Raw genomic sequence first — 20481 nt, 5'->3', positions numbered from 1 at the left:
TCCCCGATCAGCCCCCGACGACAAGCTGCTCCGCGTGGGCCATGCCGCGTCCGGCGAAGGGAGCCATCACCCGGCGCGACGCACCGGCGGCGACGCGCAGCGCGGCGGCGCTGGTCGCACCGGCACCGGGGAGACCCGACACGTCCTCGTGCTCCGGCGGCGCTTCGAACTTGTAGCCGCGTCCATAGACAGTCTCGATATAGCGGCCGCCGCCGGTCGCCTCGGCGATCTTCTTGCGCAGCTTGCAGATGTAGACGTCGATGACCTTGTCCAGCGGGTCGGCGCCCGACAGGCCGTAGACCTCGTCGTAGATATGCTCCTTGGAGACGACGCGGCGATGGTTGGCCGCCAGAACGCCGAGGATCGCATGCTCGCGCTGGCTGAGGCGCAGGCGCTCGCCGTCCACGTCGGGATCGCGGCCGTCGAGATAGACGGTCAGGCGGCCGACCTTCACCGCGTTGCTGACGAGGCCGCGCGTCCGGCGGCGGGTCGCCTCGATGCGGGCGCGGACCTCCGCGCTGACCACCGGCTTGACGAGCACGTCGTCCGCCCCGGCGCGCAGAAGGTTCACCGTGGTGTTGGCGCAGCGCCGGTCGATCAGACAGACGACGGCCGCCGTGACGTTGCGTGACCGCAATAGAGCCACCGGCTTCTCGGGATCCTCGATCCCGCCGATGATAATGGCGTCGTAGTTCAGCGCATCGGCACCTTGCTCGAGCAGCGTGGATTCCAAGCTCTGCCAGTCGAGCAAATCATACCTGATCTTGCTGATTTCCAACTGCCGACCGATAGCTCTAGCGATCAGATTGTCCGGCTCGATCAGAACAGCTCGCATGGGATTCTCCGCCGCGTTAATAATTGAGAGTCGACCAAGCGCTTTTTAAGCAAATTTCACTTGGTCATACTCTTATCACAGCCCCAAAGAACCAATCTTCCAACGCGGTGTCAACCAAACGGGTTACCGCTTGTAGGATTTCTGCGTTTTCGCGTTAGTGCGGCGTTAATAAGAGTAAACGTGTCGAATTAACCCTTTTTTCGAAGGAAATCGTCTGCAATCTCGCCTTGTCCGCTGACCATGGGTCACCGACTGCGGAAGGCTCTCCGATAATCTTGTTCACGGCCCCGTGTGTCCTGCCCGGCCCGGGCACCAGGAAAGACGGGATTGATATACTAGAATGATTGTTGGATCTGCGAATGGGGCGGGGCCGCCGCCGCGCGGCCCGGACGGCGGCTTCCGACCGAATCGAAAGGTGCCGGCGGCGACTCGGACTCCGCCCCCTGTCGCGGAGACTGCCGATCGGGGACGGGTCAGAGGGTGGTGTCGGCGCTGAGCGTGCCGTCGAGGTCGAGCCATGACCCCACGACGGACCCGATGGTGAGCTGGCCGGTCAGCCCGGCATCCGCCATGGCGGCGGCATAGTCGGCATGAAGATCGGCAAGGACGGAGGCCGGCATCCCCTCCGCCGTCTGCAGCGTGACGTCGAGGCGCCGCAAGTCCCCGGCGGCGAGGAGCTGGACGGCCCCCAGCGCCGGCAGCCGCATCTGCAGCAGGAAGCTGACGGCGGTATGCACCCCGTCGCCCGCTTCCCCGTCCTCCACGGCCACTCCCCACAGCAGGCTGTGCGCGCCGTCTCCGGCGGCCACGGGAATGCGCAGCGTGCGCCACAGGCGCCCGTCGGCGGAGCGGCGGGACCGTGGCTCCAGCGCCTCCTCCACCTCCTCCAGCAGGGCGCCGCCGTCGAGCTCGTCGAGGCTGGCGGAGGTCTCCCCGCCCAGCCAGTCCTGCGCGCCGCGCGCCGTCGCCGCGAGGAAGACGGCGAGCGCAAGGCCGAAGGTGGAGTCGCAACGGGGAAGGCCGGCCTGCAGGAAGGCGGCCTCGCCGGGCTCCAGGGCCTCCAGGACCGGCATCAGCCGGTGGAACCAGGCGAGGGGATCGCCGCCCTGCCCGGCCGGCCGGGCAGGCGCCGCGCCGGCGAGGAAACGGCCGGACGCCGGCGGCGCCAGCAGCGGCTGATCGAGCGGAGTCGGGGCCGGCGTCGAGCCGGCGAAATCACCGTTCATCGGCGGGCCTCTTCAAGACAAGGACGTGACGACTGCCGTTTCTTCTTCCGGCAGACGGAATTACCGAGAGCACCGCCGACAGGGCGCATCATGGCCCGGACCGGACCATGATGCCGCGGTTGCCTGTCCTCAATAGACGACGGCGTCGGCGTCGCCCGTCTGCGGGATGACGATGGAACCGGCGTCGGCCATTCCCTTGGCGATCTGCACGATCTCCGCCTGGGCGTCGTGGACGTCGCGCATGCGCACCGGCCCCATGTTCTCGATCTCGTCCTGCAGGATCATCCGGGCGCGTTCCGACAGCACCGACAGGAAATGATCGCGCTGCTGCAGTTCGGCACCCTTGAGGGCGATGGCGAGCTGGCCGGTGTCGCAGCGGCGGATGACCGCCTGCAGCGAGACGCGGTCGAGCCGCAGCAGATCCTCGAAGGTGAACATCAGCTGCTTGATGCGCTGCATCGACTCGGGCATCACCGGCTCCAGGTCGCCGAAGATCTCGCCCAGCGTCTCGCGGTCGATGCGGTTGAAGATCTCCGCCATCCGCTCGTGGGTGTCGGAGCCGTGGGTGCGCGCGTAATTCGCCATGAACTCGTTGTGCAGGATCGATTCGATGTCCAGCAGCACCTCGCGCTGCACCGATTCGATCTGGATCATGCGCTCGATGACCTCCAGCCGCAGGTTGGGCGGCAGCATCGGCAGCACCTTGGCGGCGTGCTCGCTGCGCATGCGCGACAGGATGACCGCGGCGGTCTGCGGGTATTCGCCGCTGAGGTAGGCGGCCAGCACCCCCTCGTTCACGTTGGACATCTTCTCCCACATCGTCCGGCCGGCCGGGCCGCGGATCTCGCCCATGATCTCGGCGACGCGGTCGTTGGGCAGGAAGCGGGCCAGCATGCGTTCGGTCGTGTCGTAGGAGCCGACGACCGAGCCGACGTTGGCGAAGCGCTCGGTGAAGGTGCGCAGCAGCGACTCGACGAGGTTGGAGGTGACGTTGCCGAGCCCCGCCATGGCCCGGCTGACCATGCGGATCTCGTCCTCGTCCAGTTTCTCCATCAGGCGCGACCCGCGCTCCTCCCCCAGCGCCAGGAAGATGATGGCGCTTTTCTCGGCACCGCTCAGGCTCTTGTAGTTGTCTCGGATCTTGACCGGCATACCCATGGGGACACCTCAGAAGGAACGGTCGGCGGTCGGGCCGTCGCCGGGGTCGGCGGCAGCGGCGGCGAGGGATCGGTCGTGGCGGAAGGCGAGCGCCATCACCGCCCCGGCCACCAGCACCATGCGGTGCGGCACCAGGGGGGCGGGGTCGATCGCCTCCAGCAGGGCGACGATCGGCAGGTCGTCGGTGACATCGATGCCCCGGCGCCGCGCGAGCGCGACGAGGCTGTCGGCGACGCCTGCCTGGGAGGACGGATCGGGAGGGGGAACGGCCTCGGCCATGCCCTCACGCCCCGCCATAGGATCGGATGAGGCTGCCGGCGATCAGGAACCAGCCGTCGGTCAGCACGAAGAAGATGATCTTGAAGGGCAGCGCGATCATCGCCGGCGGGAGCATCATCATGCCCATCGCCATCAGGACGGCCGCCACCACCATGTCGATCACCAGGAAGGGCAGGAAGACCAGGAAGCCGATCTCGAAGGCCCGCCGCAGTTCCGACAGCAGGAAGGCCGGCACCAGCAGGCGCAGCTCCGCCTTGTCGGCGCTCTGCGGCCGCTCCGCCTCCGGCTTTCCGGAGAAGGACGCGAAGGCCGACAGGTCCTTGTCGCGCACCTGCGTCGCCATGAAGCTGCGGAACGGCTCCACCATCCGCTCGATCCCCTGCTCCTGCGTCACCTGCTCGTTCAGCATCGGACGCAGGCCCTCCTGCCAGGCGCTGTCGAAGACCGGCCCCATGATGTGGAAGGTCAGGAACATGGCGAGGCTGAGCAGCACCATGTTCGGCGGCGACTGCTGCAGGCCGAGCGCCGAGCGCAGCAGCGACAGCACCACGATGATCCGGGTGAAGGAGGTCACCATGATCAGCAGGCCGGGCGCCACGCTCAGCACCGTCAGGACGACGATGCCCTGGATGATGCGGCCGGACAGGCTGGCGCCGTCGCCCGACACGGCCCCCGCCAGGGAGCCGAGGTCGAGCCCCAGCGCCTGCGCCGAGGCGGCCGCCGGCATCAGCAGCAGCGCCGGCAGCAGGACCGCCGGCAGGGTCTTGGAGGGGATCCGGGGACGGGGCATGCGGCTGCTCAATCGAGGCCGAGGTCGGTGCGCACGATCTCGGTCAGCGTGACCCCCAGCTTCTGGTCCTCCACGATCACCACCTCGCCGCGGGCGACCAGGCGGTGGTTCACCAGCACCTCCACCGGCTCGTCCACCTTGCGCTCCAGCTCCACCACCGCGCCGCGGCCGAGCTTGAGAAGCTGCGCCACCAGCATGCTGGTGCGGCCGAGCACGACCTGGACGTCGACGGGAACGTTGTAGATGGCGCTCACCAGATCGCCGGCAGCCTTGTCGACGGCGGGCTTCTCGGTCGCCGCCTTCTCGGCAGGCCCCTTCTCGTTCCACCGGGGATCGTCTTCCAGCGTTTCGAGGTTCAGCGTGGACATGATTCGGGGTCTTCCCTGTCAGTGTATGCGGGGATGTCGGTAAGGGCGGCCAGCGCGCGGTCGCACAGCCCGGCGACGGCGGTTTCGACCGCCGCGGGGTCGTAGCGCAGGCCGCCGGTGTCCCAGGCGGCGTCGATGGTGCCCGGCGGCAGGGCCGGGTCGTCGTCGATGCGGACGGTGCCGGCGAAGCCGCCGGTGACGGAGGCCGAGGCGGCGACGCGGGCGCGCACCGCCTCCTCCATCTCCGGATGGACGGTCAGGCGGAGCACCGGGGCGCCGCCGGCCAGGCGAAGCGCCTCGCCGGCCAGCCGCTCCACCTCGGCGCGGCCGACCTGCTCCAGCAGCCGGGGCGCCAGACGGCGGACGAGCGCCACGAGGATGGCCGAGCCGTGCGCCTCGACCTCCTGCAGGACCTCGACGAAGCGGTCGTCGAGCGAGCCCAGCCGCTCGTCGAGCCGCTGCAGCGCCTCGACCAGCGTGGCCTCGATGCGGTCGGCTGCGGCGGCCTCGCCCTCGCGCCGGCCCTGCTCGACGCCGTCGGAGTAGGCGAGCATTTCCTTGGCGGCGAGCGTGGCCTGCAGGAAGCGTTCGGAATGGACCGGAACGTCGAGCGGGTCGATCTCCTCGGCCGCCGGCTCGATCGCGGCGGCCGCGGCGGCGGCCTGCGCCGTGCTGTCGAAGCGCTGATCGAACCGGTAGCGCGGATAGCCCATCAGGCGGCCTCCTCATAGAGCCAGGAGCGCAGGATGTCGATCGCCTCGTCCGGGTACTGGTCGACGATGTCGCCCAGCCGGCGGATCGAGGAGGCGCGCACCCGGCCCTCGACGGCGCGCAGCTCGATGAGCTGGTCGACCGTCTCGTCGATGCCGAGCCGCGGCAGGACGGCGGCGGCCTCGCCGGTCGCGCCGGCGCCGGCGAGCTGAGGCGTCTCGCCCTCCGCCCCGTCCGCGCCCTCGGCGGCCGCACCGGCGGCGGCGGCGGGGGCCGCGAGCTGCGGAACGGCCGGGGCCTGGGTGAGGGCCGGGGCCTCGGCGACCACCGGCTCCGGCGCCGGGAAGACGCGGCGGATCAGCGGGCGCAGGCCGACCGTGATCATCAGGCCGCACAGGACCAGCAGGATGACCCACTGGATCAGGGTCATCACGTTGCGGGTGAGCGTGTCGGCGATCTCGTCGCCCAGCGAGCGCGGGGTGATCTCCGGCGCCAGATCGACGAATTCCAGGTTGTCGACGGTGACGCGGTCGCCGCGGGTCTCGCTGTAGCCCATGGCGGAGCGCACCAGCTCGGTGATGCGCTGGATCTCCTCGGGCGAACGCGGCTCGTAGCTGCGGGTGCCGTCGGCGGCGGTCTTCCAGGTGCCGTTGACCAGGACCGCGACCGACAGGCGGCGCAGGTCGCCGGGCTCGATCACCGTCTCCCGCGAGATGTTGGAGATCTCGTAGTTGACGGTCTCCTCCTGCCGCTTGGTGTCGCTGGTGGACCGGCTGTTGTTGGTCTGGGCGCGCACCTCGCGCTGCGGCAGGTTCTGCTCGGCGGTCACCGGCGGATCGCCCGAGCTGTCCTGCGAGCGCTCCTGCTCCTGCACCGTCTGGGTGGAGCGGACCACCTGGCTGTTCGGGTCGAAGCTGCTGGAGCGCACGACCTCGCGCTTGGTCTCGACCTCCGCGGCGACCTGGACGCGGACGTTGCCGCGGCCGAGGCGGGCGGCCAGCATCTGCTCGATCGCCTTGGCGATGCGCTGCTCGTGCGCCACCCGCATGCCGTCGCCGCGCGCGGCGGCGACGCCTTCGCCGTCGTCCTCGGTCAGCAGAACCTCGCCCGAGCTGTCGAGCACGGTCACGGCGCTCGGCTTCAGGTTCGGCACGGCGGCGGAGATCAGGTGGCGGACGGACAGCGCCTGGCGCCGCTCCATCGCCGCCCCGCCGCGCATGCGCACCACCACCGACGCGGTCGGCTTGGGAGCCGCGCGCGAGAACTCCTCGCGGTCGGGCAGCACGATGTGGACGCGGGCGGTCTCGACGCCGGACAGCGTCTCGATGGTCCGGCCCAGCTCGCCCTCCATGGCGCGCAGGCGGTTCATCCGCTGCATGAAACTGGTGATGCCCAGCGGCTTGTCGGTGTCGAACAGCTCGTAGCCGACGCTGCCGCGCGACGGCAGCCCCTTCTCGGCCAGCAGCATGCGCACCCGCGCCGCCTCGCTCTGCGGCACCTCCACGGCCGTGCCGTCATACGCGGCATGGACCGGGACGCCCATCTGCTCCACCGCCTTGACGATCCGCCCGGCATCCGCCGGATCGAGGCCGGTATAGAGCGGCGTCATCTGGGGACGGGACACCAGCACCGCCATCAGGGCGACCGCCAGCACGATGCCGACACCCGTTCCAGCCAACGCCAGCAGACGGCCCCGTCCGAGCGTTCGCAAATTGTCGATCAGACCGCTCACGACACCCGCACCTTTAAAGTTTCCGAAAATCGGGGCCCATACTCTGCAGCCCGTACGCCGATACACGCTACCGGCTCAGCTTTTAAGCGGAGTAAAAGCGGAACGATCGGGCCACCGGGAAGTGGATAAACTTTGATGGTTTCGGTTCTTTGCTCAAATTTTTGAGATTTTGAAGAGGACACGCGCGATGAATACAGACGCCGAGGGGGCGCGAGCAGTTCTTTCCAGATTGCTGGCTGGCCGCCGGGTGCTTGTCGTCGTGCTGCCGCTCGCCCGTCTGACCCTTGGCCTCGCGGTGCTCGCAGGGGTGATCGCGGCCGGGATCGGCGGATACTGGATGGCCGTCGGCACCGACCGGGTGCTTGCGCTCTTCACGCCGTCGCACGAGGTGGAGCGCCCGCAGGTGACGCTCGACCTGCCGGAAGTGATCGTCAACCTGCGCCTCGACACCCCGTCGCGCTACCTGAAGATCGGCATCACGCTGTCCATCGCGCCGCAGGACCGGGCGCGGGTGGAAAGCGTGCTGCCCTATCTGGTGGATGCCCAGCAGGAGTTCCTGCGCAACATCGACCAGCACGACCTGCAGGGATCCAACGGGCTTTACCGGCTGCGCACCGAGCTGCGCCGCCGCTTCAACCTGATCATCGGCCGGGACGCCGTCATCGACGTCCTGCTGCGCAGCCTTCTTACGCAGTAGCGGCCCGCGAAGACACTCGGAGGCATTCATGAGCGATCCCAGCGACAGCGCGGGCAAAGACGAGGGTATGGGCGACTTCATGACCGACACCAAGACCCTGAGCCAGGAGGAGATCGACCGCCTCCTGAACTTCGACGCACCCCAGCACGAACCCAACCAGCCCGGCGCCATCGAGCGGCTGATCAGCTCCACGACGGTCAACAAGGACCGTCTGCCGATGCTGGACGTGGTCTTCGACCGGATGGTGCGGCTGCTGAACACCTCGCTGCGGCAGTTCTCGTCGACCAACGTCGAAGCGTCGCTGCTGCGGATCGACTGGCTGCGCTACAACGAATTCCTCGACACGATCGAGCTGCCGGCGCTGATCGGCGTCGCCCGGGCCGAGCAGTGGGACAACCAGATCGTCGTGTCGGTCGACAGCGCGCTGATCTACTGCATGATGGACGTCCTGCTGGGCGGGCGGCGCAGCCGGCCGGGCCGGATCGACGGGCGCGCCTACACCTCCATCGAGCGCAAGATGACCGAGCGGCTGATCCGCGTCATCCTGCAGGACCTCGGCCAGTCCTTCGACCCGCTGGCGCAGGTCGACTTCACCTTCGACCGGCTGGAGGTCAACCCGCAGTTCGCCACCATCACCCGCGGGACCAACGCGGTCATCCGCGTGCGCGTGGCGATCGAGGTGGAGCGCCGCGTCGGCCATGCCGAGGTGGTGATCCCCTACGCGACGCTGGAGCCGGTGCGCGGCAAGCTGGTGCAGATGTTCATGGGCGAGAAGTTCGGCCATGACACGGTGTGGGAAACCCACCTGAAGAACGAGCTGATGCGCACCAAGCTGGACCTGACGGCCGTACTGCACGAGACGCAGGTGCCGCTGGGCGAGGTGCTGAACTGGCAGAAGGGCACGTCGCTGAAGCTGCGCATCGACCCGGACAACCCGGTGATGCTGCTGAGCAAGACGACGCCGCTGTTCGCCGGCCACATGGGCCAGCGCAACGACAACATCGCCGTCAAGATCGAGACGGACCTGGAGACGAAGCAGGAGCTGATCGATGGTCTCCTTTCTCATTGATGCCGTGCTGGCGGTGATGCTGGTCACCGCCACGGTGTTCCTGGTGATCGTCAACAAGCGCCTGCGCGTCCTGAAGTCCGGGCAGGCGGAGATCAACGGCCTGATCACCACCTTCTCCCGGACGATCGACGAGACGGACGCCTCGGTAAAGCGGCTGGCCGCCGCCGCCACCGAGATCTCCGCCAAGCTGGCCGACGAGCTGGACCGCGGCAAGGTCATGAAGGAGGAGATCGGGCTTCTGCTCGGCTCCTGCGAGCGCACCGCCCGCCGCATCGAGGAGTCCGTCCACCAGGCCCGCGCCCTGGCGCGGCGGCTGGACGAGGCGCCGATGCCGCGCACCCGCACGCCGCGCAGCGGCATGCCGCTGTCGCTGTTCGACGAGGACGGCGGCGAGGCCGCGCCGGCGCCGGCCGCACCGCTGACCGCAACGCCGCTCCCGGCCAGACCGGCGGCAGAGCCCCGGCCGGCGCCGGTCGAGGACCCCAGGGCGGCGCAGCCCGCCCAGCCGGCGGATGCGCCCCCGAGGCACCGGCGGAGGGAAGCGGATTCCGCCCCTTCGTCTCCCTCGTCCGTTCCGAGGGCGAAGAGCCGGCCCGCCCCCGCGCGGAGGCGGAGGCGGACGCCGCGGAGGATGCGGACGGAGCGCGCCAGCAGGTCGCGGCGAGCGCCTTCTATGCGCGGCTGCGCACCGTCGGATCGGGAGCCTGAGCCATGATGCGCATTCTTCCCATCACGCTGGTCGCCATCCTGATGGTGCTGCCGCTGAAGCTCGGTTCGCTGTGGGACGGCTTCCCGGTCATCGCCCAGCAGTTCGACCGCGAGTTCGGCAGCCATGAACGGCCCTGGGCCAAGGACATGAAGGCCGAGGCGCAGCAGGACCCGGCGAAGGATCAGCAGACCGCCGCCGTGACGCCGGCCCCCACCCCGGCGACCGCCACCGAAGTGACGCTGGCGGCCCCGTCCTGCAACGATTCGGCCCTGCGCAACGCGCTGGCCGAGCAGAAGGCCGACACCGCCAACCGTCTTCGCCACCTGGGCGAGGCCGAGGCGGTGCTGGCCGCCGCCGAGACGCGCGCCGGCATGCAGATCCAGCGGCTGAGCGAGGTCAAGCGCGAGGTCGAGGCGCTGATGAAGCAGCGCTCCAACCTGCAGCAGGAGGATCTGCGGCGCATGGTGACGATCTACGAGACGATGAAGCCGCGCGACGCCGCCCGGATCTTCAATGAACTGGAGACCGACATCGTCATCGACGTGCTGGACCGCATGCAGGAGCGCCGCTCCGCCCCGATCATCGCGGAGATGGAGGACGGCAAGGCCCGCGAGGTCACGCGCATCGTGCTGCAGCGCCGCGCCCTGCCCGGCGACCGCGCCACGGCCAATGCCGTTCCCGGCGCCGGTGCCGCCGCTCCTGTCGGCACCCCTGCCCGCCCCTCGCTGACGAACTGAGCGGAGACCGGCCCCAGAATGCCCAGCGCCATCGATCTGGCCGCCCCGCGGACGGCCGCCCCCTCCCCGGCTCCCGCCGCGCCGGCCGGCCGCGACGACCGCGACGACCCCTCCGGCAGCCCCTTCGCCGAGCTGGTGGACGCCGCCGGCAAGGACGAGCTGCCGGAGGAGGACGACTCCAAGCCGCGCAAGAGCCGTGCACCGGCCAATGCCGAGTCCGCGCTGGCCGCGGTCATCCCCTGGCTGACCGGACCGCAGGCCGACACGTCCCCCGTCCAGCCGGGGCTGGCGGCCGCCAACGCCCAGGCGGCTCCCCAAGCGGGGATCCAGCCGACGGCCGCGGCGACGGCCCCCACGACGGCGGCGGCGACCGCGACCGCCGAAGCCCTGGCCGCCGCGCAGGCCGCGGCCGCGAGGGAGGCGGGCCAGCCCGAGCTCCAGCCTCCGGCCAACGCCGCGCAGACGGCGGCCGACCTCGCCAGGACCGCGGCGGACGCGGCCAAGGGCGCGGCGGCGCAGCTCCAGACGGCGCAGGCCGCGCAGGCGAAGGCGCCCCAGGCTGCCGGACAGCCGGCGGCGCAGGCGGCGGACGCCGCTCCCCAGACGACCGCCCAGGCAGCAGCCCAGGCCGCCCAGGCCGCCCAGGCCGCCGATGCGGCCAACCAGGCGGCTCAGGTCCAGACCGAGGCTCTCGCGGCGGCGCTGCGCAAGTCCGCGGGCGCGTCCGAGGGCGAGGCGAGGCAGACGGCCCGCAGCGAGGCCCGCAGCGCCGACAAGGCGGCGGGCGACGGCATCGCCGACGCCAGGTCCGCAGCCGACCGGCCGCAGCAGCGCCTCGCCGCCGACTCCGCCGCCGGCCAGCAGGCCGGCACCGGAAACGGCCAGGGCGGCCAACCCGGTCAGCCGGCGCCGGCGCGCGAGGCGATGGCGGCGGCCCAGCCCTTCCAGCCGGTGGCGACGGCGGTGGACGGCTTCCCCGCCCTGTCCGCCCATGCCGCCTCGCACTACAGCGCCACGGTGGCGGAGCACGCCGCCGCGGCCCGGCCGCCGGCCTCCCAGATCGCCTCGCCCCTGCTGCGGGTGGTCGAGACCGGCGGCGGCGAGTTCCGGATCGAGCTGACCCCGCCGGACCTCGGCCATGTCCGCGTCGTGGCGGAGGTCACCGACGGCCGCGTGTCGCTGAACGTGCAGGCGGAGAATGCCGACACGCTGAACCTGCTGCGCCGCGACCTGCACCATCTGGAGCGCGCGCTATCGGGCGCCGGGTTCGAGCTGGACGGCGGCACCCTGCAATTCTCGCTGCGCGGCGACGACCAGTCCCGCGGCTTCGCCGGCCTGGGACAGGGACAGGGACAGGGGGCGGGCCAGGGCTCCGGCCAGGACGCCGGCGGGCGTCCGTTCATCCCGCGGGAGGATCCCGTCCAGGCCGCGGCGGCGGAGCGCGCGACCATCCTGATCGACGGCCTCGTCGACGTCACCGTCTAGACGCAAGGATCACCGATGACCACGACCACCCAGACCAACGCCGCCGCGACCTCCGCCTCCAAGGCGGCGAGCACGGCGATCAATCAGGTGACCGCCCAGGCGACGGGCAGCGGCAATTCCGGCGGGAACAAGCCGACCGTCGATTACGAGGCCTTCCTGAAGCTGCTGACCGCGCAATTGCGCAACCAGGATCCGCTGTCGCCGATGGACGCGACGCAGTTCATGACGCAGCTCGCCCAGCTCTCGACCGTCGAGCAGGGCGTGAAGACCAACGACACGCTGACCCAGGTGCTCGAAACGCTGAAGAACAGCGGGATGCGCATGGACATGGCCTATCTCGGCCGCAAGGTGGAGGCCGCCACCGACCAGATCTCGCTGTCCGGCGGCAGCGGCCAGATGGCCTACGCCATCGACGGCGCCGCCGCGTCCGTGAAGATCGAGGTGCTGGACGAGGCCGGCCGGCCGATCTACAGCACCGCCGGCAACCCGCAGGTCGGCCGCCAGACCTTCACCTGGGACGGCAAGCGGACCGACGGCGCCACCGCGACCGACGGCATCTACCACGTCCGCTTCACCGCCAAGGACAAGGACGGCAAGGCGCTGAAGGTCGCCAGCGTGGTGTCCGACACGGTGAAGGAGGTGCGCAGCGTGGACGGCGCCACCCAGTTCGTCCTGAAGGGCGGCACCACGGTCGGCAGCGCCGACATCCTGTCGGCCTCCTGACCCTCCTGCCTCGGGCGCTCCGCGCCGAAGGCCCCGGACGCCGCGCCGGGGCCTTTCGTGTTCCATACGAACACTTGGGAAAGAACAGGCCGGCGCTGGTCCGACAATTCCCGCTGCCGCCGAATAACTATCGCAAGAGATACTGGCGGCGGTCAGGTCCCTCCTGCCGCAGCACTCCGGTTCCGCTGCTTTCCGATTGACGGTGAAGCGAGTTCCATGGTCACTGTGCAACCGTGGTCGAGAGATCGACCTCCCACAACTGGTCGCGGCGGGACCGTTCACCTATGGATGCATGCGATAAGAGGGGCGCCGGGCGCCGGGCGTACGCCGCCCTCGTGATGGCGGTCCTGCTGCTGGGCGGCGTCAGCCCGCAGGCACGGGCGGCCGAGGCGGGGGCGGCCGAGGCGGGGCGGCCGAGGCGAGGGCGGCGGAGACGGGGGCCGCGGGGGCTCCGCTGCCGGACACGGTGGACGCCTCGATCGGCAACTCGGCGGTGCGCGGCCTGACCTACAAGACCGGGACCTTCCTGACCAACCTGCTGGCCTTCTCCTACCTCACGGGGAGCGCGCTCGACGGGACCGGCATGTCGGCGCTGATCACCGCCTACTCCTACGGCAGCTACGTCGCCACCGACTACCTGTGGGACACGCTCTATCCCCGCTCGGCCGAGGCGCGGACGCCCCAGGAGGTGCTGGAGGAGAGCGCCTGGCGCACCACCGCGAAATTCGTCACCTACAAGGCGGTGAACATGCCGGTGATGCTCGGCCTGTCCTACTACGCGACCGGCACCGGGGCGGGGGCGGTCGGGCTCTATGCCGGTCTTTCGGTGTTCAAGGCCGGCCTGTTCTACGCCAACAACATGATCTGGGACTATTACGACGCCTATGCGGGACCTGCCCGGCCGGCCGCCCCTGCGGCCGCGGCCCCCTGAACGGGCCGCCGGCCGGAAGCGGGGGCGTCAGAGGCGGGTGTTCTCCTGCCGCATCAGCCGGTCGATCAGCACGCCCTTGACGATGTTGCTGCCGAGCTGCTCGTTGGCGCTCTGGCGCAGCGCGCGCGAGGCGGCGGCCGGATCGACGGTCGGGCCGTCGAAGAAGCCCGTGCCGGCCAGCCCGAACAGCCCCTGCAGCAACGCGCTGCGCGCGTGGATCATGTGGCGGCGGATCAGGTTCGCCTGGTCCACGCTGCCGGCTTCCAGCGTGATCTGCGTCAGGATGAAGGCATTGGTGCGGCCGTCGACCAGCACCGGCACCATGAGCTGCCCGATGTCGACCAGGAACGGCCCCGGCCCTTCCAGCGGCTTGTCCGTGACGGCGGCCTGCTCCGGCGTCGCGCGGGTGCCGAGGTCGAGCCGGCCGACGCCGTACCCGATCCCGGCGGCGACGGCGGCGCTGGCGAGGAAGAGGGCGCTGTCCCTCCAGAAGCGGCGTTCCATGGCCGGTCCGACCGTCAGAAGGGCAGGATCACGTCCAGCACCTGCTGGCCGTAGCGCGGCTGCTGGACATCGGTGATCTGGCCGCGGCCGCCATAGGTGATTCGCGCCTCGGCGATCTTGTCATAGTCGATGGTGTTCACGTTGGTGATGTCCTCCGGCCGGATGACGCCGGCGATCCGCAGCTCGCGCAGTTCGTAGTTCACCCGCATCTCCTGCCGGCCGGCGATGACGAAGTTGCCGTTGGGCAGCACCTCGGTCACCACGGCGGCGACGCGCATGGCGATGCGCTCGTTGCGCTGGATCGTGCCGTTGCCGGTGGAACCGCTGCTGCTCTCCATGTCGACGAGGCTCGACGGGTTCACCGCGTCGGGCAGCACCGCCGGCAACCGGCTCTCCAGGCCGAAGAAGTTGTTCGCCCCGGCCTTCTCGTTGTTGGAGCGCGACCGCTGGGTCTGGTTCTGCAACTGCGCCTGGTCGGCGATGTTGATGATCACCGTCAGCAGGTCCCCGGTCTGCTTGGCCCGCGGGTCGCGGAAGAAGTCGCGCGAACCGGCGCGCCACAGCGAGCTCGGCTCCTGGTCCAGGTTCTGCGGCCGCGGCATCGGCATGGAGATGACGCGGGCCTCCGGCGACAGGGCGGGGTTGGAGATTTCCGACAGGGAGGGCGCCTGCCCGATCTCCGACAGGCGTCCGCAGCCGGCGAGCGCCAGGGCCGTCGCCAGGATGGGAAGCAGGGTGTTGCGCATGCGGAGACTCTCCCTTTCCGCCCGAAGGCTGGTGATGCGCGGGCTCACGGCTTGCCCGGCTGCTGCTGCGATCCGGCCACGGCGACCGTCTGCGGGCCGGTGATGACCCCGGTGACGACGATGTTGCTGGAGTTGTTCATGACGCGCACGACCTCGCCCACGCCGCCGTCCTGGAGCGCCCGGCCGCGCGCGACGAGCTGCAGCGGCCCGTCCTCGTAAACGAGGCTCACCTGCTTGTTGCGCTGGACCACGATGGGCACCCCGACGGCGGAGGTCTGGATCAGGCGGCCGGGCGGAAGCTGCCGGCGGCTCGCCTGGCCCAGGAGCGTCTCGCGCGAGGTGACCACCGTGTCGTTCAGCCGCTCCATCGGCATGGTCACCGTGGTGAGGTCGCCGTCGCCGATGATTTCCCCCGGCAGGATGCGGCGGGTCGGCACCGGCACCTCCACCAGGATCTCGGCCTTCGCCTTCAGCTCGACGATGCGGCCGTCGCTGCTGACCAGCGCCCGCAGGCTGCCGCTGCGCGGATCGTAGGACAGGTCGCGCACCGCCTCCACCGACCCGCCGAAGGGGGCGGTCAGCACGACCGACACGCGGGCGTCGGACGGCACCGCTCCGCCCAGCGTCGAGGCCAGCTCGCGGGCCAGCAGCGATTCGACGGAACCGTCTGCCGGCGACAGGGCGAGCGCCGGCCCGGCGGCCAGGACGGCCAGCGCCAGGACGGTGCGACGGAGGGTGCGGAGCAGGGCCATGGCAATTACCGCATGTTCGACAGGGTCGAGGCCATCTGGTCGCCGGCCTCGACGACCTTCGCGTTCATCTCGTAGGCGCGCTGGGCCGAGATGAGGTCGGTGATCTCCTGCACGACGTTGACGTTGGAGGACTCCAGGTACTTCTGCCGGATGGTGCCGAAACCGGCCTGGCCGCCCGCCCCGTCCTGCGCCTCGCCCGACGCCGGAGTGGCGCGGAACAGGTTGTCGCCCATCGCCTCCAGCCCCGATTCGTTGACGAAGACCGACATGACGAGCTGGCCCAGCGTGCGCGGCTTGGTCTGGCCGTCGACATAGGCCTGCACCTCGCCCGAGCGGTTGATGACGATCTCGCGGGTGCCCTGCGGCACCGTGACCTCCGGCATGATCGGATAACCGTCGGCGGTGACGATGGTGCCCTCCGGCGACAGCTTGAAACCGCCGGCGCGGGTATAGGCGGTGTCGCCGCCCGGCATGCGGACGTTGAAGTAGCCGCGCCCCTCGATGGCGACGTCCAGCTCGTTGCCGGTGGAGGTCAGGTTGCCGGTGGTGTTGATGCGGTTGACCGAGGCCGGCCGCACGCCGAGGCCGATCTCGATGCCGGTCGGGACGATGGTGCCGCTGTCGGTGGACTGGGCGCCCTGCCGCCGCTCGGACTGGTACATCAGGTCCTGGAACTCGGCCCGGCCACGCTTGTAGGCGGTGGTGTTGATGTTGGCGATGTTGTTGGAGATGACCTCGACGTTCAACTGCTGGGCCATCATGCCGGTCGAGGCGATGTTGAGGACTCGCATGGAAGGGGAACTCCTTTAGGACGACTTGCCGAGGCGGTTGATGGCGGAGCGCATCAGCTCCTGCCCTTCGTCCACCATGCGGGTGACCGCCTGGTAGTCGCGGGTCAGATCCATCATCCGCGTGACCTCGGCGATGCTCTGGACGTTCGATTGTTCCAGCTTGCCCTGGATGACCCGGGTGTTCGGGGCGGGCAGCGGTTCGGCGCCGGGATCGGCGGCGAACAGGACGTCGCCGGTCTGGCGCAGGGCCTGCGTGTTGGTGAAGCGGGCGACGCGCAGCCGGGCCAGCATCTCGTTGTCGGCCGATATCAGCCCGTCCGAGCCGATGGAGACGACGGTGCGGTCCGAAGGAATGACGATCGGCTGCTGGTTGTCGTCGAGATAGGGGTGGCCGCTGGCGTTGACGAGCTGCCCGTCCATGTCGCGCCGCATCCGGCCGTCGCGGGTGTAGCGCACGCCGTCGGGGGTGCGCACCTGCAGCCAGCCGTCGCCGTCGAGCGCCACGTCGTAGGGATTGTTGGTCGGCGCGAGGCTGCCGGAGCGCATGTCGGTATAGGTGGCGCGGTCGATCGTGAAGGCGACCTGATCGCTGGGCTTGCGCCCGCCGCGTTCCATCGCCGCCTCGAACAGCGTGCGCTCCGCCCGGAATCCGGCTGTATTCATGTTGGCGACGTTGTTCGCGATCACCTCAAGCTGCCGGCGCAGCGCCACTTGTCGCGACAATCCAATGTAAATGGGATTTTCCATCGCCGAGCACCTGGAGTTTGAACGTGGCCTTAACCTAGGCGATGCAGTTTAAAGCCGGGTTTCAACCTGCGCCCCCGGTCCGATGACTGGTCGGTGTCTGACCCGCCTCGTCTACGATTTAGATAAAATTTGGGACGGCTGCGATGTATCCCTGCAAGGACCGGCGCTTCTCCGCCATGATCGCGCTGCTGATGATGACCACGGCGCTGCCGGCATTGGCGGCATCGGCCAGGACGCCGGTGAAGCTGCAGATCGGCGACCATGCCGACTTCTCGCGGCTGGCGCTGGTGAATGCGCGCGAGGAGCCGGAGGTGGAGATCGGACCCTGCGGCGGACGCATCAGCCTCGCCAAGCCCGCGGCCTGGCCGGCCGAGGAGATCGCCGCCGCCTATTCGAAGCGGATGACCGGCTTCCAGATCGCCGAGGACGGCAAGGGCTTCTCCCTGGAATGGAGCTGCGGCGCGCGCGTCCGGACCCTGCGCGAACGAAACATCACCATGATCGACGTGGCCGGGCCGCCGGTGCCCGGCTACAAGCCGGAACCGCCGCCCTTCATGTTCGAGGACGCGCCGCCGGTCGCCGAGGCCCCCGCGGAGGACCCGCAGGCCGAGCAGGTGGCCCAGAGTGCGGCAGCCCAGAGTGCGGCAGCCCAGAACCCGGCGGCGCCCGGCCCCGGCCCGTCCCTGGGGGAAGAGATCGCGGCGGCCTTCGCCCCGATCGCCAGCGCCCAGGCCCAGCCGATCCCCCTGCGCCCCCCGGCGCCGCAGCCTCCGCAGGCGCAGCAGCCGGCCCCGCAGCCCGCCCCGGCCGCTCAGCCGGCTCCGCCCCCGGCACAGCCGCCGGCCATGGCAATCCCGGTGAAGACGACGGCGCCGGCACCCGACACGCTGGAGCAGTCGGTGCGGCAGAGCGTGGACCAGACGATCAGGAAGCTGCAGCAGACCGACAAGCCGGCCGCTCCGCCGAAGGCCACGGTCACGGCCCCGGCGCAGCCGGAACCGCCGCCGCTGCGTCCCTTCGACCTGACGGCCTGGGCCGGCACCGACTATGTCGCCCGCAAGCAGGCGCTGGAGCAGGCGATCACCATGTCGAGCGGACGGGCGCGCGTCGATGCGCTGATCGCCATGGCGCGATTCGCTCTGGCCCGCGCGATGTCGGAGGAAGGCCGCGCCGCCCTCGATGCCGCCGACAGCCACGACCCGGCCCCCGACCAGCGCTATGAGCTGCGCATCCTCGCCGACGCCTTCCGCGCGCTGGACGGCACCGCCGATCCGCAGGACAGCATCTTCGTCCGCACCCCGCCCGGCGCCGCCCCCGATCACCATGTCTGGCGCAGCGCCACCCTGGCACCCGCCCGCTGGTCCGCCGCGAAGGAGGGCCTGCCGATCGTGCTGAAGCGGCTGCTGGACTACCCGCCCGACCTGCGCGCCCGGCTGCTGACCCTGCTGGCCGAGGCGGCGGGCGTGTTCGACGCGGCCTCGCTGAACATGATCGTGCTGGAAATGATCACGCTGGACGGGCCGAACAGCGCCGACGGGCGGATCGACTATTTCCGCGGCCGACTGGGCGAGCTGCAGAACGAGCCGGCGGCGGCGCTGGAGCGCTACCAGAAGGCCGCGCAGGCGCCGGGCCTCTACGGCCATCGCGCCAAGATCCGTTCCATCGAGCTGCGCCGCATGTCCGGCGCGCTCGACGACGCCGGAACGATCGCGGAACTGGAGGCGCTGCGCTTCGCCTGGCGCGGCGACGATGTGGAAACCGATGCGCTGGCGGCGCTGGGCGAGGCCTACACCCGCGTCGGCAAGACCGAACAGGCGCTGGAGCTGTTCGGCGTGCTCGGCCGGCGCTTCGGTGCCACCGCGCGCGGCCGCACGGCGCTTTCCGCCGGGCGCAGCCTGCTGATGGTGGTGATGGACCGGCTGGAACAGACCAGGCCGGGCGCGCTCGACTCGCTGGCGCTGCAGGTGCGCCACGGCCGCGCCATCGCGCAGATGGACGACGAGGAGGCGACGCAGCAGCGGCGCCTGGCGCGCATCCTGGCGCGCGACGGCTATGTGCTGGAGGCCTCGCGCCTTCTGCATGCGCTGGCCGAGGAGGCCCGCGGCACCCGCCGGACGGAGATCGGGCTGGAGCTGGCGCGCGTGCTGCTCGACAGCGGGCGGGCCGGCGAGGCGCTGGAGGTGCTGGGCAGCACCGCCGGTTCGGCGCTGGAACCGGCGCTGGCGGAGCGCCGCGCCCTGCTGCGGGCGGAGGCCTTCGCCACGGACGGCGACGCGATGCGCGCCATCGATTCGCTGCGCGGCATCGCCGGTCCGGAGGCCGGCCGCATCCGGGCGCAGAGCCTGTTCCGCGCCGGCGAGTGGACGGCCGCCCGCGCCGCCTTCGCCGAACTGGTCGACCAGGGCAACGGCGGCCCCGACGACATCGCCTATCAGGCGCTCGCCGCCTTCCGCGCCGGCGACCAGGAGGCGGTCAACGCCACGGCCGAACGCCACCGCGCCCGGCTGGCCGGCACCCGCTGGCAGGGCCTGCTGGAGGCGCTGGCCATTCCGCCCGCCGGCAACAAGCCGCTCGCCGCCGCCGAGGTGACGCGCCAGCTCGCCGCGGCCGACGCGCTGGCCGGCGTGCTGCAGCGCTGGCAGGCCGGTCCCGAGGCGTCCCGCAAAGCCAACCCGTAAAGCCGCTTTAATCGCCGCCCCCTACCGTCGAAGCCGTACCGCAGAAGGGAAGGCCGGGCAGGTCGGTCGAGCCGGAGGACAAGAGACATGCGTTTGCTGTTCGGTATCGTTGCGGTGTTCCTGAGCGTGCTCGGCGGCTTCGCCGCCATGGGCGGACGCATGGGCGTGCTGTGGCAACCCGTCGAGATCGTGATCATCATCGGCGCCGGCGTCGGCGGCTATGTCATCGCCAATACGCCGAGCGTGCTGCGCGATACGGTGCGCACCGTGGGCTTCGTCGCCCGCGGCCACCGATCGAACAAGAACGACTATCTCGACGTGATCTCGCTTCTCTACGCGCTGCTCCGCGTGGCGAAATCCAAGGGCGTCTCGCAGATCGAGCAGGACATCGACAAGCCCGGCGACAGCCCGATCTTCACCCAGTATCCGGCGGTCTTCCGCCACGAGCGCAGCCTGACCTTCCTGTGCGACTACCTCCGGCTGATCGCGCTGGGCCAGGACAATCCCCACGATCTGGAAGCGCTGATGAGCGAGGAGATCGAGACGATAAGCCGCGAGATGAACCAGGTGCCGAAGGCGCTGCAGAACCTCGCCGACGCCCTGCCGGCGCTGGGCATCGTCGCGGCGGTGCTGGGCGTCATCAACGCGATGAGCGCCATCAGCGAGCCGCCCGAGGTGCTGGGCCGCATGATCGGCGGCGCGCTGACCGGCACCTTCCTCGGCGTGCTGCTCTCCTACGGCCTTGTCGGCCCATCGCCAGCGCCGCCCGCCACCGCCGGGAGTCGGAGCTGAACCTCTACATCTGCATCAAGG

At 70.3% G+C, this 20481-nt stretch carries 22 protein-coding genes; 9 read left to right on the top strand and 13 right to left on the bottom strand.

Annotated features, from left to right (window positions below; genetic code table 11):
* Positions 1-7: 7 nt before the first annotated feature.
* The 8 genes from DEW08_RS19425 to fliF form a co-directional block, all read right to left on the bottom strand.
* Positions 8-835, bottom strand: a complete 828-nt coding sequence (locus DEW08_RS19425; protein ID WP_109330372.1) for a response regulator transcription factor — start codon at positions 833-835, stop codon at positions 8-10.
* 473 nt (positions 836-1308) lie between these two features.
* Positions 1309-2061: a hypothetical protein gene (locus DEW08_RS19420; RefSeq protein WP_245986777.1), complete on the bottom strand. Its 753-nt coding sequence runs from the start codon at positions 2059-2061 to the stop codon at positions 1309-1311.
* A gap of 129 nt (positions 2062-2190) precedes the next feature.
* Positions 2191-3219, bottom strand: coding sequence for a flagellar motor switch protein FliG (locus DEW08_RS19415; protein ID WP_109330370.1), 1029 nt, complete (start codon positions 3217-3219; stop codon positions 2191-2193).
* A 9-nt stretch (positions 3220-3228) separates the two neighbouring features.
* Positions 3229-3498, bottom strand: a complete 270-nt coding sequence (locus DEW08_RS19410) for a hypothetical protein (RefSeq protein WP_146214729.1) — start codon at positions 3496-3498, stop codon at positions 3229-3231.
* A gap of 4 nt (positions 3499-3502) precedes the next feature.
* A complete protein-coding gene (gene fliP / locus DEW08_RS19405) occupies positions 3503-4288 on the bottom strand; it encodes a flagellar type III secretion system pore protein FliP (RefSeq protein WP_109330366.1) in 786 nt (261 codons plus the stop codon).
* Between the two features lie 8 nt (positions 4289-4296).
* Positions 4297-4656 (bottom strand): flagellar motor switch protein FliN, encoded by a 360-nt coding sequence (gene fliN, locus DEW08_RS19400; protein ID WP_109330364.1) that lies wholly within the window; start codon positions 4654-4656, stop codon positions 4297-4299.
* The gene (locus DEW08_RS19395; protein WP_109330362.1) at positions 4644-5369 is read right to left on the bottom strand and encodes a FliH/SctL family protein; all 726 of its coding nucleotides are present in this window, start codon (positions 5367-5369) and stop codon (positions 4644-4646) included. Before DEW08_RS19395 ends, fliN begins: the two co-directional genes overlap by 13 nt.
* Positions 5369-7099: a flagellar basal-body MS-ring/collar protein FliF gene (fliF, locus tag DEW08_RS19390; protein WP_109330360.1), complete on the bottom strand. Its 1731-nt coding sequence runs from the start codon at positions 7097-7099 to the stop codon at positions 5369-5371. Before fliF ends, DEW08_RS19395 begins: the two co-directional genes overlap by 1 nt.
* Before the next feature lie 187 nt (positions 7100-7286).
* On the opposite strand from fliF, the gene DEW08_RS19385 reads away from it, so the two are divergent.
* The 7 genes from DEW08_RS19385 (at position 7287) to DEW08_RS31290 (ending at position 13450) form a co-directional block, all read left to right on the top strand.
* A complete protein-coding gene (locus DEW08_RS19385) occupies positions 7287-7796 on the top strand; it encodes a flagellar basal body-associated FliL family protein (protein WP_109330358.1) in 510 nt (169 codons plus the stop codon).
* 28 nt (positions 7797-7824) lie between these two features.
* Positions 7825-8865 (top strand): flagellar motor switch protein FliM, encoded by a 1041-nt coding sequence (fliM, locus tag DEW08_RS19380; RefSeq protein WP_109330356.1) that lies wholly within the window; start codon positions 7825-7827, stop codon positions 8863-8865.
* The gene (locus DEW08_RS31555; RefSeq protein ID WP_181449463.1) at positions 8846-9580 is read left to right on the top strand and encodes a DUF6468 domain-containing protein; all 735 of its coding nucleotides are present in this window, start codon (positions 8846-8848) and stop codon (positions 9578-9580) included. The genes fliM and DEW08_RS31555 overlap by 20 nt, the downstream gene beginning before the upstream one ends.
* On the top strand, positions 9577-10311 hold the full coding sequence (locus DEW08_RS19370) for a MotE family protein (protein ID WP_109330354.1): 735 nt from the start codon (positions 9577-9579) through the stop codon (positions 10309-10311). The genes DEW08_RS31555 and DEW08_RS19370 overlap by 4 nt, the downstream gene beginning before the upstream one ends.
* Positions 10312-10329: 18 nt before the next feature.
* Positions 10330-11796: a flagellar hook-length control protein FliK gene (locus tag DEW08_RS19365; RefSeq protein ID WP_109330352.1), complete on the top strand. Its 1467-nt coding sequence runs from the start codon at positions 10330-10332 to the stop codon at positions 11794-11796.
* Positions 11797-11811: 15 nt separating this feature from the next.
* Positions 11812-12519 (top strand): flagellar hook assembly protein FlgD, encoded by a 708-nt coding sequence (locus tag DEW08_RS19360; RefSeq protein WP_109330350.1) that lies wholly within the window; start codon positions 11812-11814, stop codon positions 12517-12519.
* 466 nt (positions 12520-12985) lie between these two features.
* Positions 12986-13450 (top strand): hypothetical protein, encoded by a 465-nt coding sequence (locus DEW08_RS31290; protein WP_168220428.1) that lies wholly within the window; start codon positions 12986-12988, stop codon positions 13448-13450.
* A 27-nt stretch (positions 13451-13477) separates the two neighbouring features.
* Here the strand turns inward: DEW08_RS31290 and DEW08_RS19355 are convergent, their stop codons facing one another.
* From DEW08_RS19355 to flgF, 5 genes are read right to left on the bottom strand one after another with little or no spacing between them, the layout of a single operon-like run.
* The gene (locus DEW08_RS19355; protein ID WP_109330348.1) at positions 13478-13954 is read right to left on the bottom strand and encodes a hypothetical protein; all 477 of its coding nucleotides are present in this window, start codon (positions 13952-13954) and stop codon (positions 13478-13480) included.
* A 14-nt stretch (positions 13955-13968) separates the two neighbouring features.
* Positions 13969-14700, bottom strand: a complete 732-nt coding sequence (gene flgH, locus DEW08_RS19350; RefSeq protein ID WP_109330345.1) for a flagellar basal body L-ring protein FlgH — start codon at positions 14698-14700, stop codon at positions 13969-13971.
* Between the two features lie 44 nt (positions 14701-14744).
* Complete coding sequence (gene flgA, locus DEW08_RS19345; protein ID WP_109330343.1) at positions 14745-15452, bottom strand: flagellar basal body P-ring formation chaperone FlgA; 708 nt, start codon at positions 15450-15452, stop codon at positions 14745-14747.
* A gap of 5 nt (positions 15453-15457) precedes the next feature.
* Positions 15458-16243 (bottom strand): flagellar basal-body rod protein FlgG, encoded by a 786-nt coding sequence (gene flgG / locus DEW08_RS19340; protein WP_109330341.1) that lies wholly within the window; start codon positions 16241-16243, stop codon positions 15458-15460.
* Positions 16244-16258: 15 nt separating this feature from the next.
* Positions 16259-16990, bottom strand: coding sequence for a flagellar basal-body rod protein FlgF (flgF, locus tag DEW08_RS19335; protein ID WP_109330339.1), 732 nt, complete (start codon positions 16988-16990; stop codon positions 16259-16261).
* A gap of 143 nt (positions 16991-17133) precedes the next feature.
* On the opposite strand from flgF, the gene DEW08_RS19320 reads away from it, so the two are divergent.
* Both DEW08_RS19320 and DEW08_RS19315 read left to right on the top strand, forming a co-directional pair.
* Positions 17134-19668, top strand: a complete 2535-nt coding sequence (locus DEW08_RS19320; RefSeq protein WP_245986775.1) for a hypothetical protein — start codon at positions 17134-17136, stop codon at positions 19666-19668.
* An 87-nt stretch (positions 19669-19755) separates the two neighbouring features.
* Positions 19756-20460, top strand: a complete 705-nt coding sequence (locus DEW08_RS19315; protein ID WP_245986773.1) for a motility-associated protein — start codon at positions 19756-19758, stop codon at positions 20458-20460.
* Positions 20461-20481: the final 21 nt, after the last annotated feature.

The sequence above is a fragment of the Azospirillum thermophilum genome (assembly GCF_003130795.1).
GTDB classification, from domain to species: Bacteria; Pseudomonadota; Alphaproteobacteria; order Azospirillales; family Azospirillaceae; genus Azospirillum; species Azospirillum thermophilum.
This window is presented reverse-complemented; position numbering and strand designations above follow the sequence as displayed.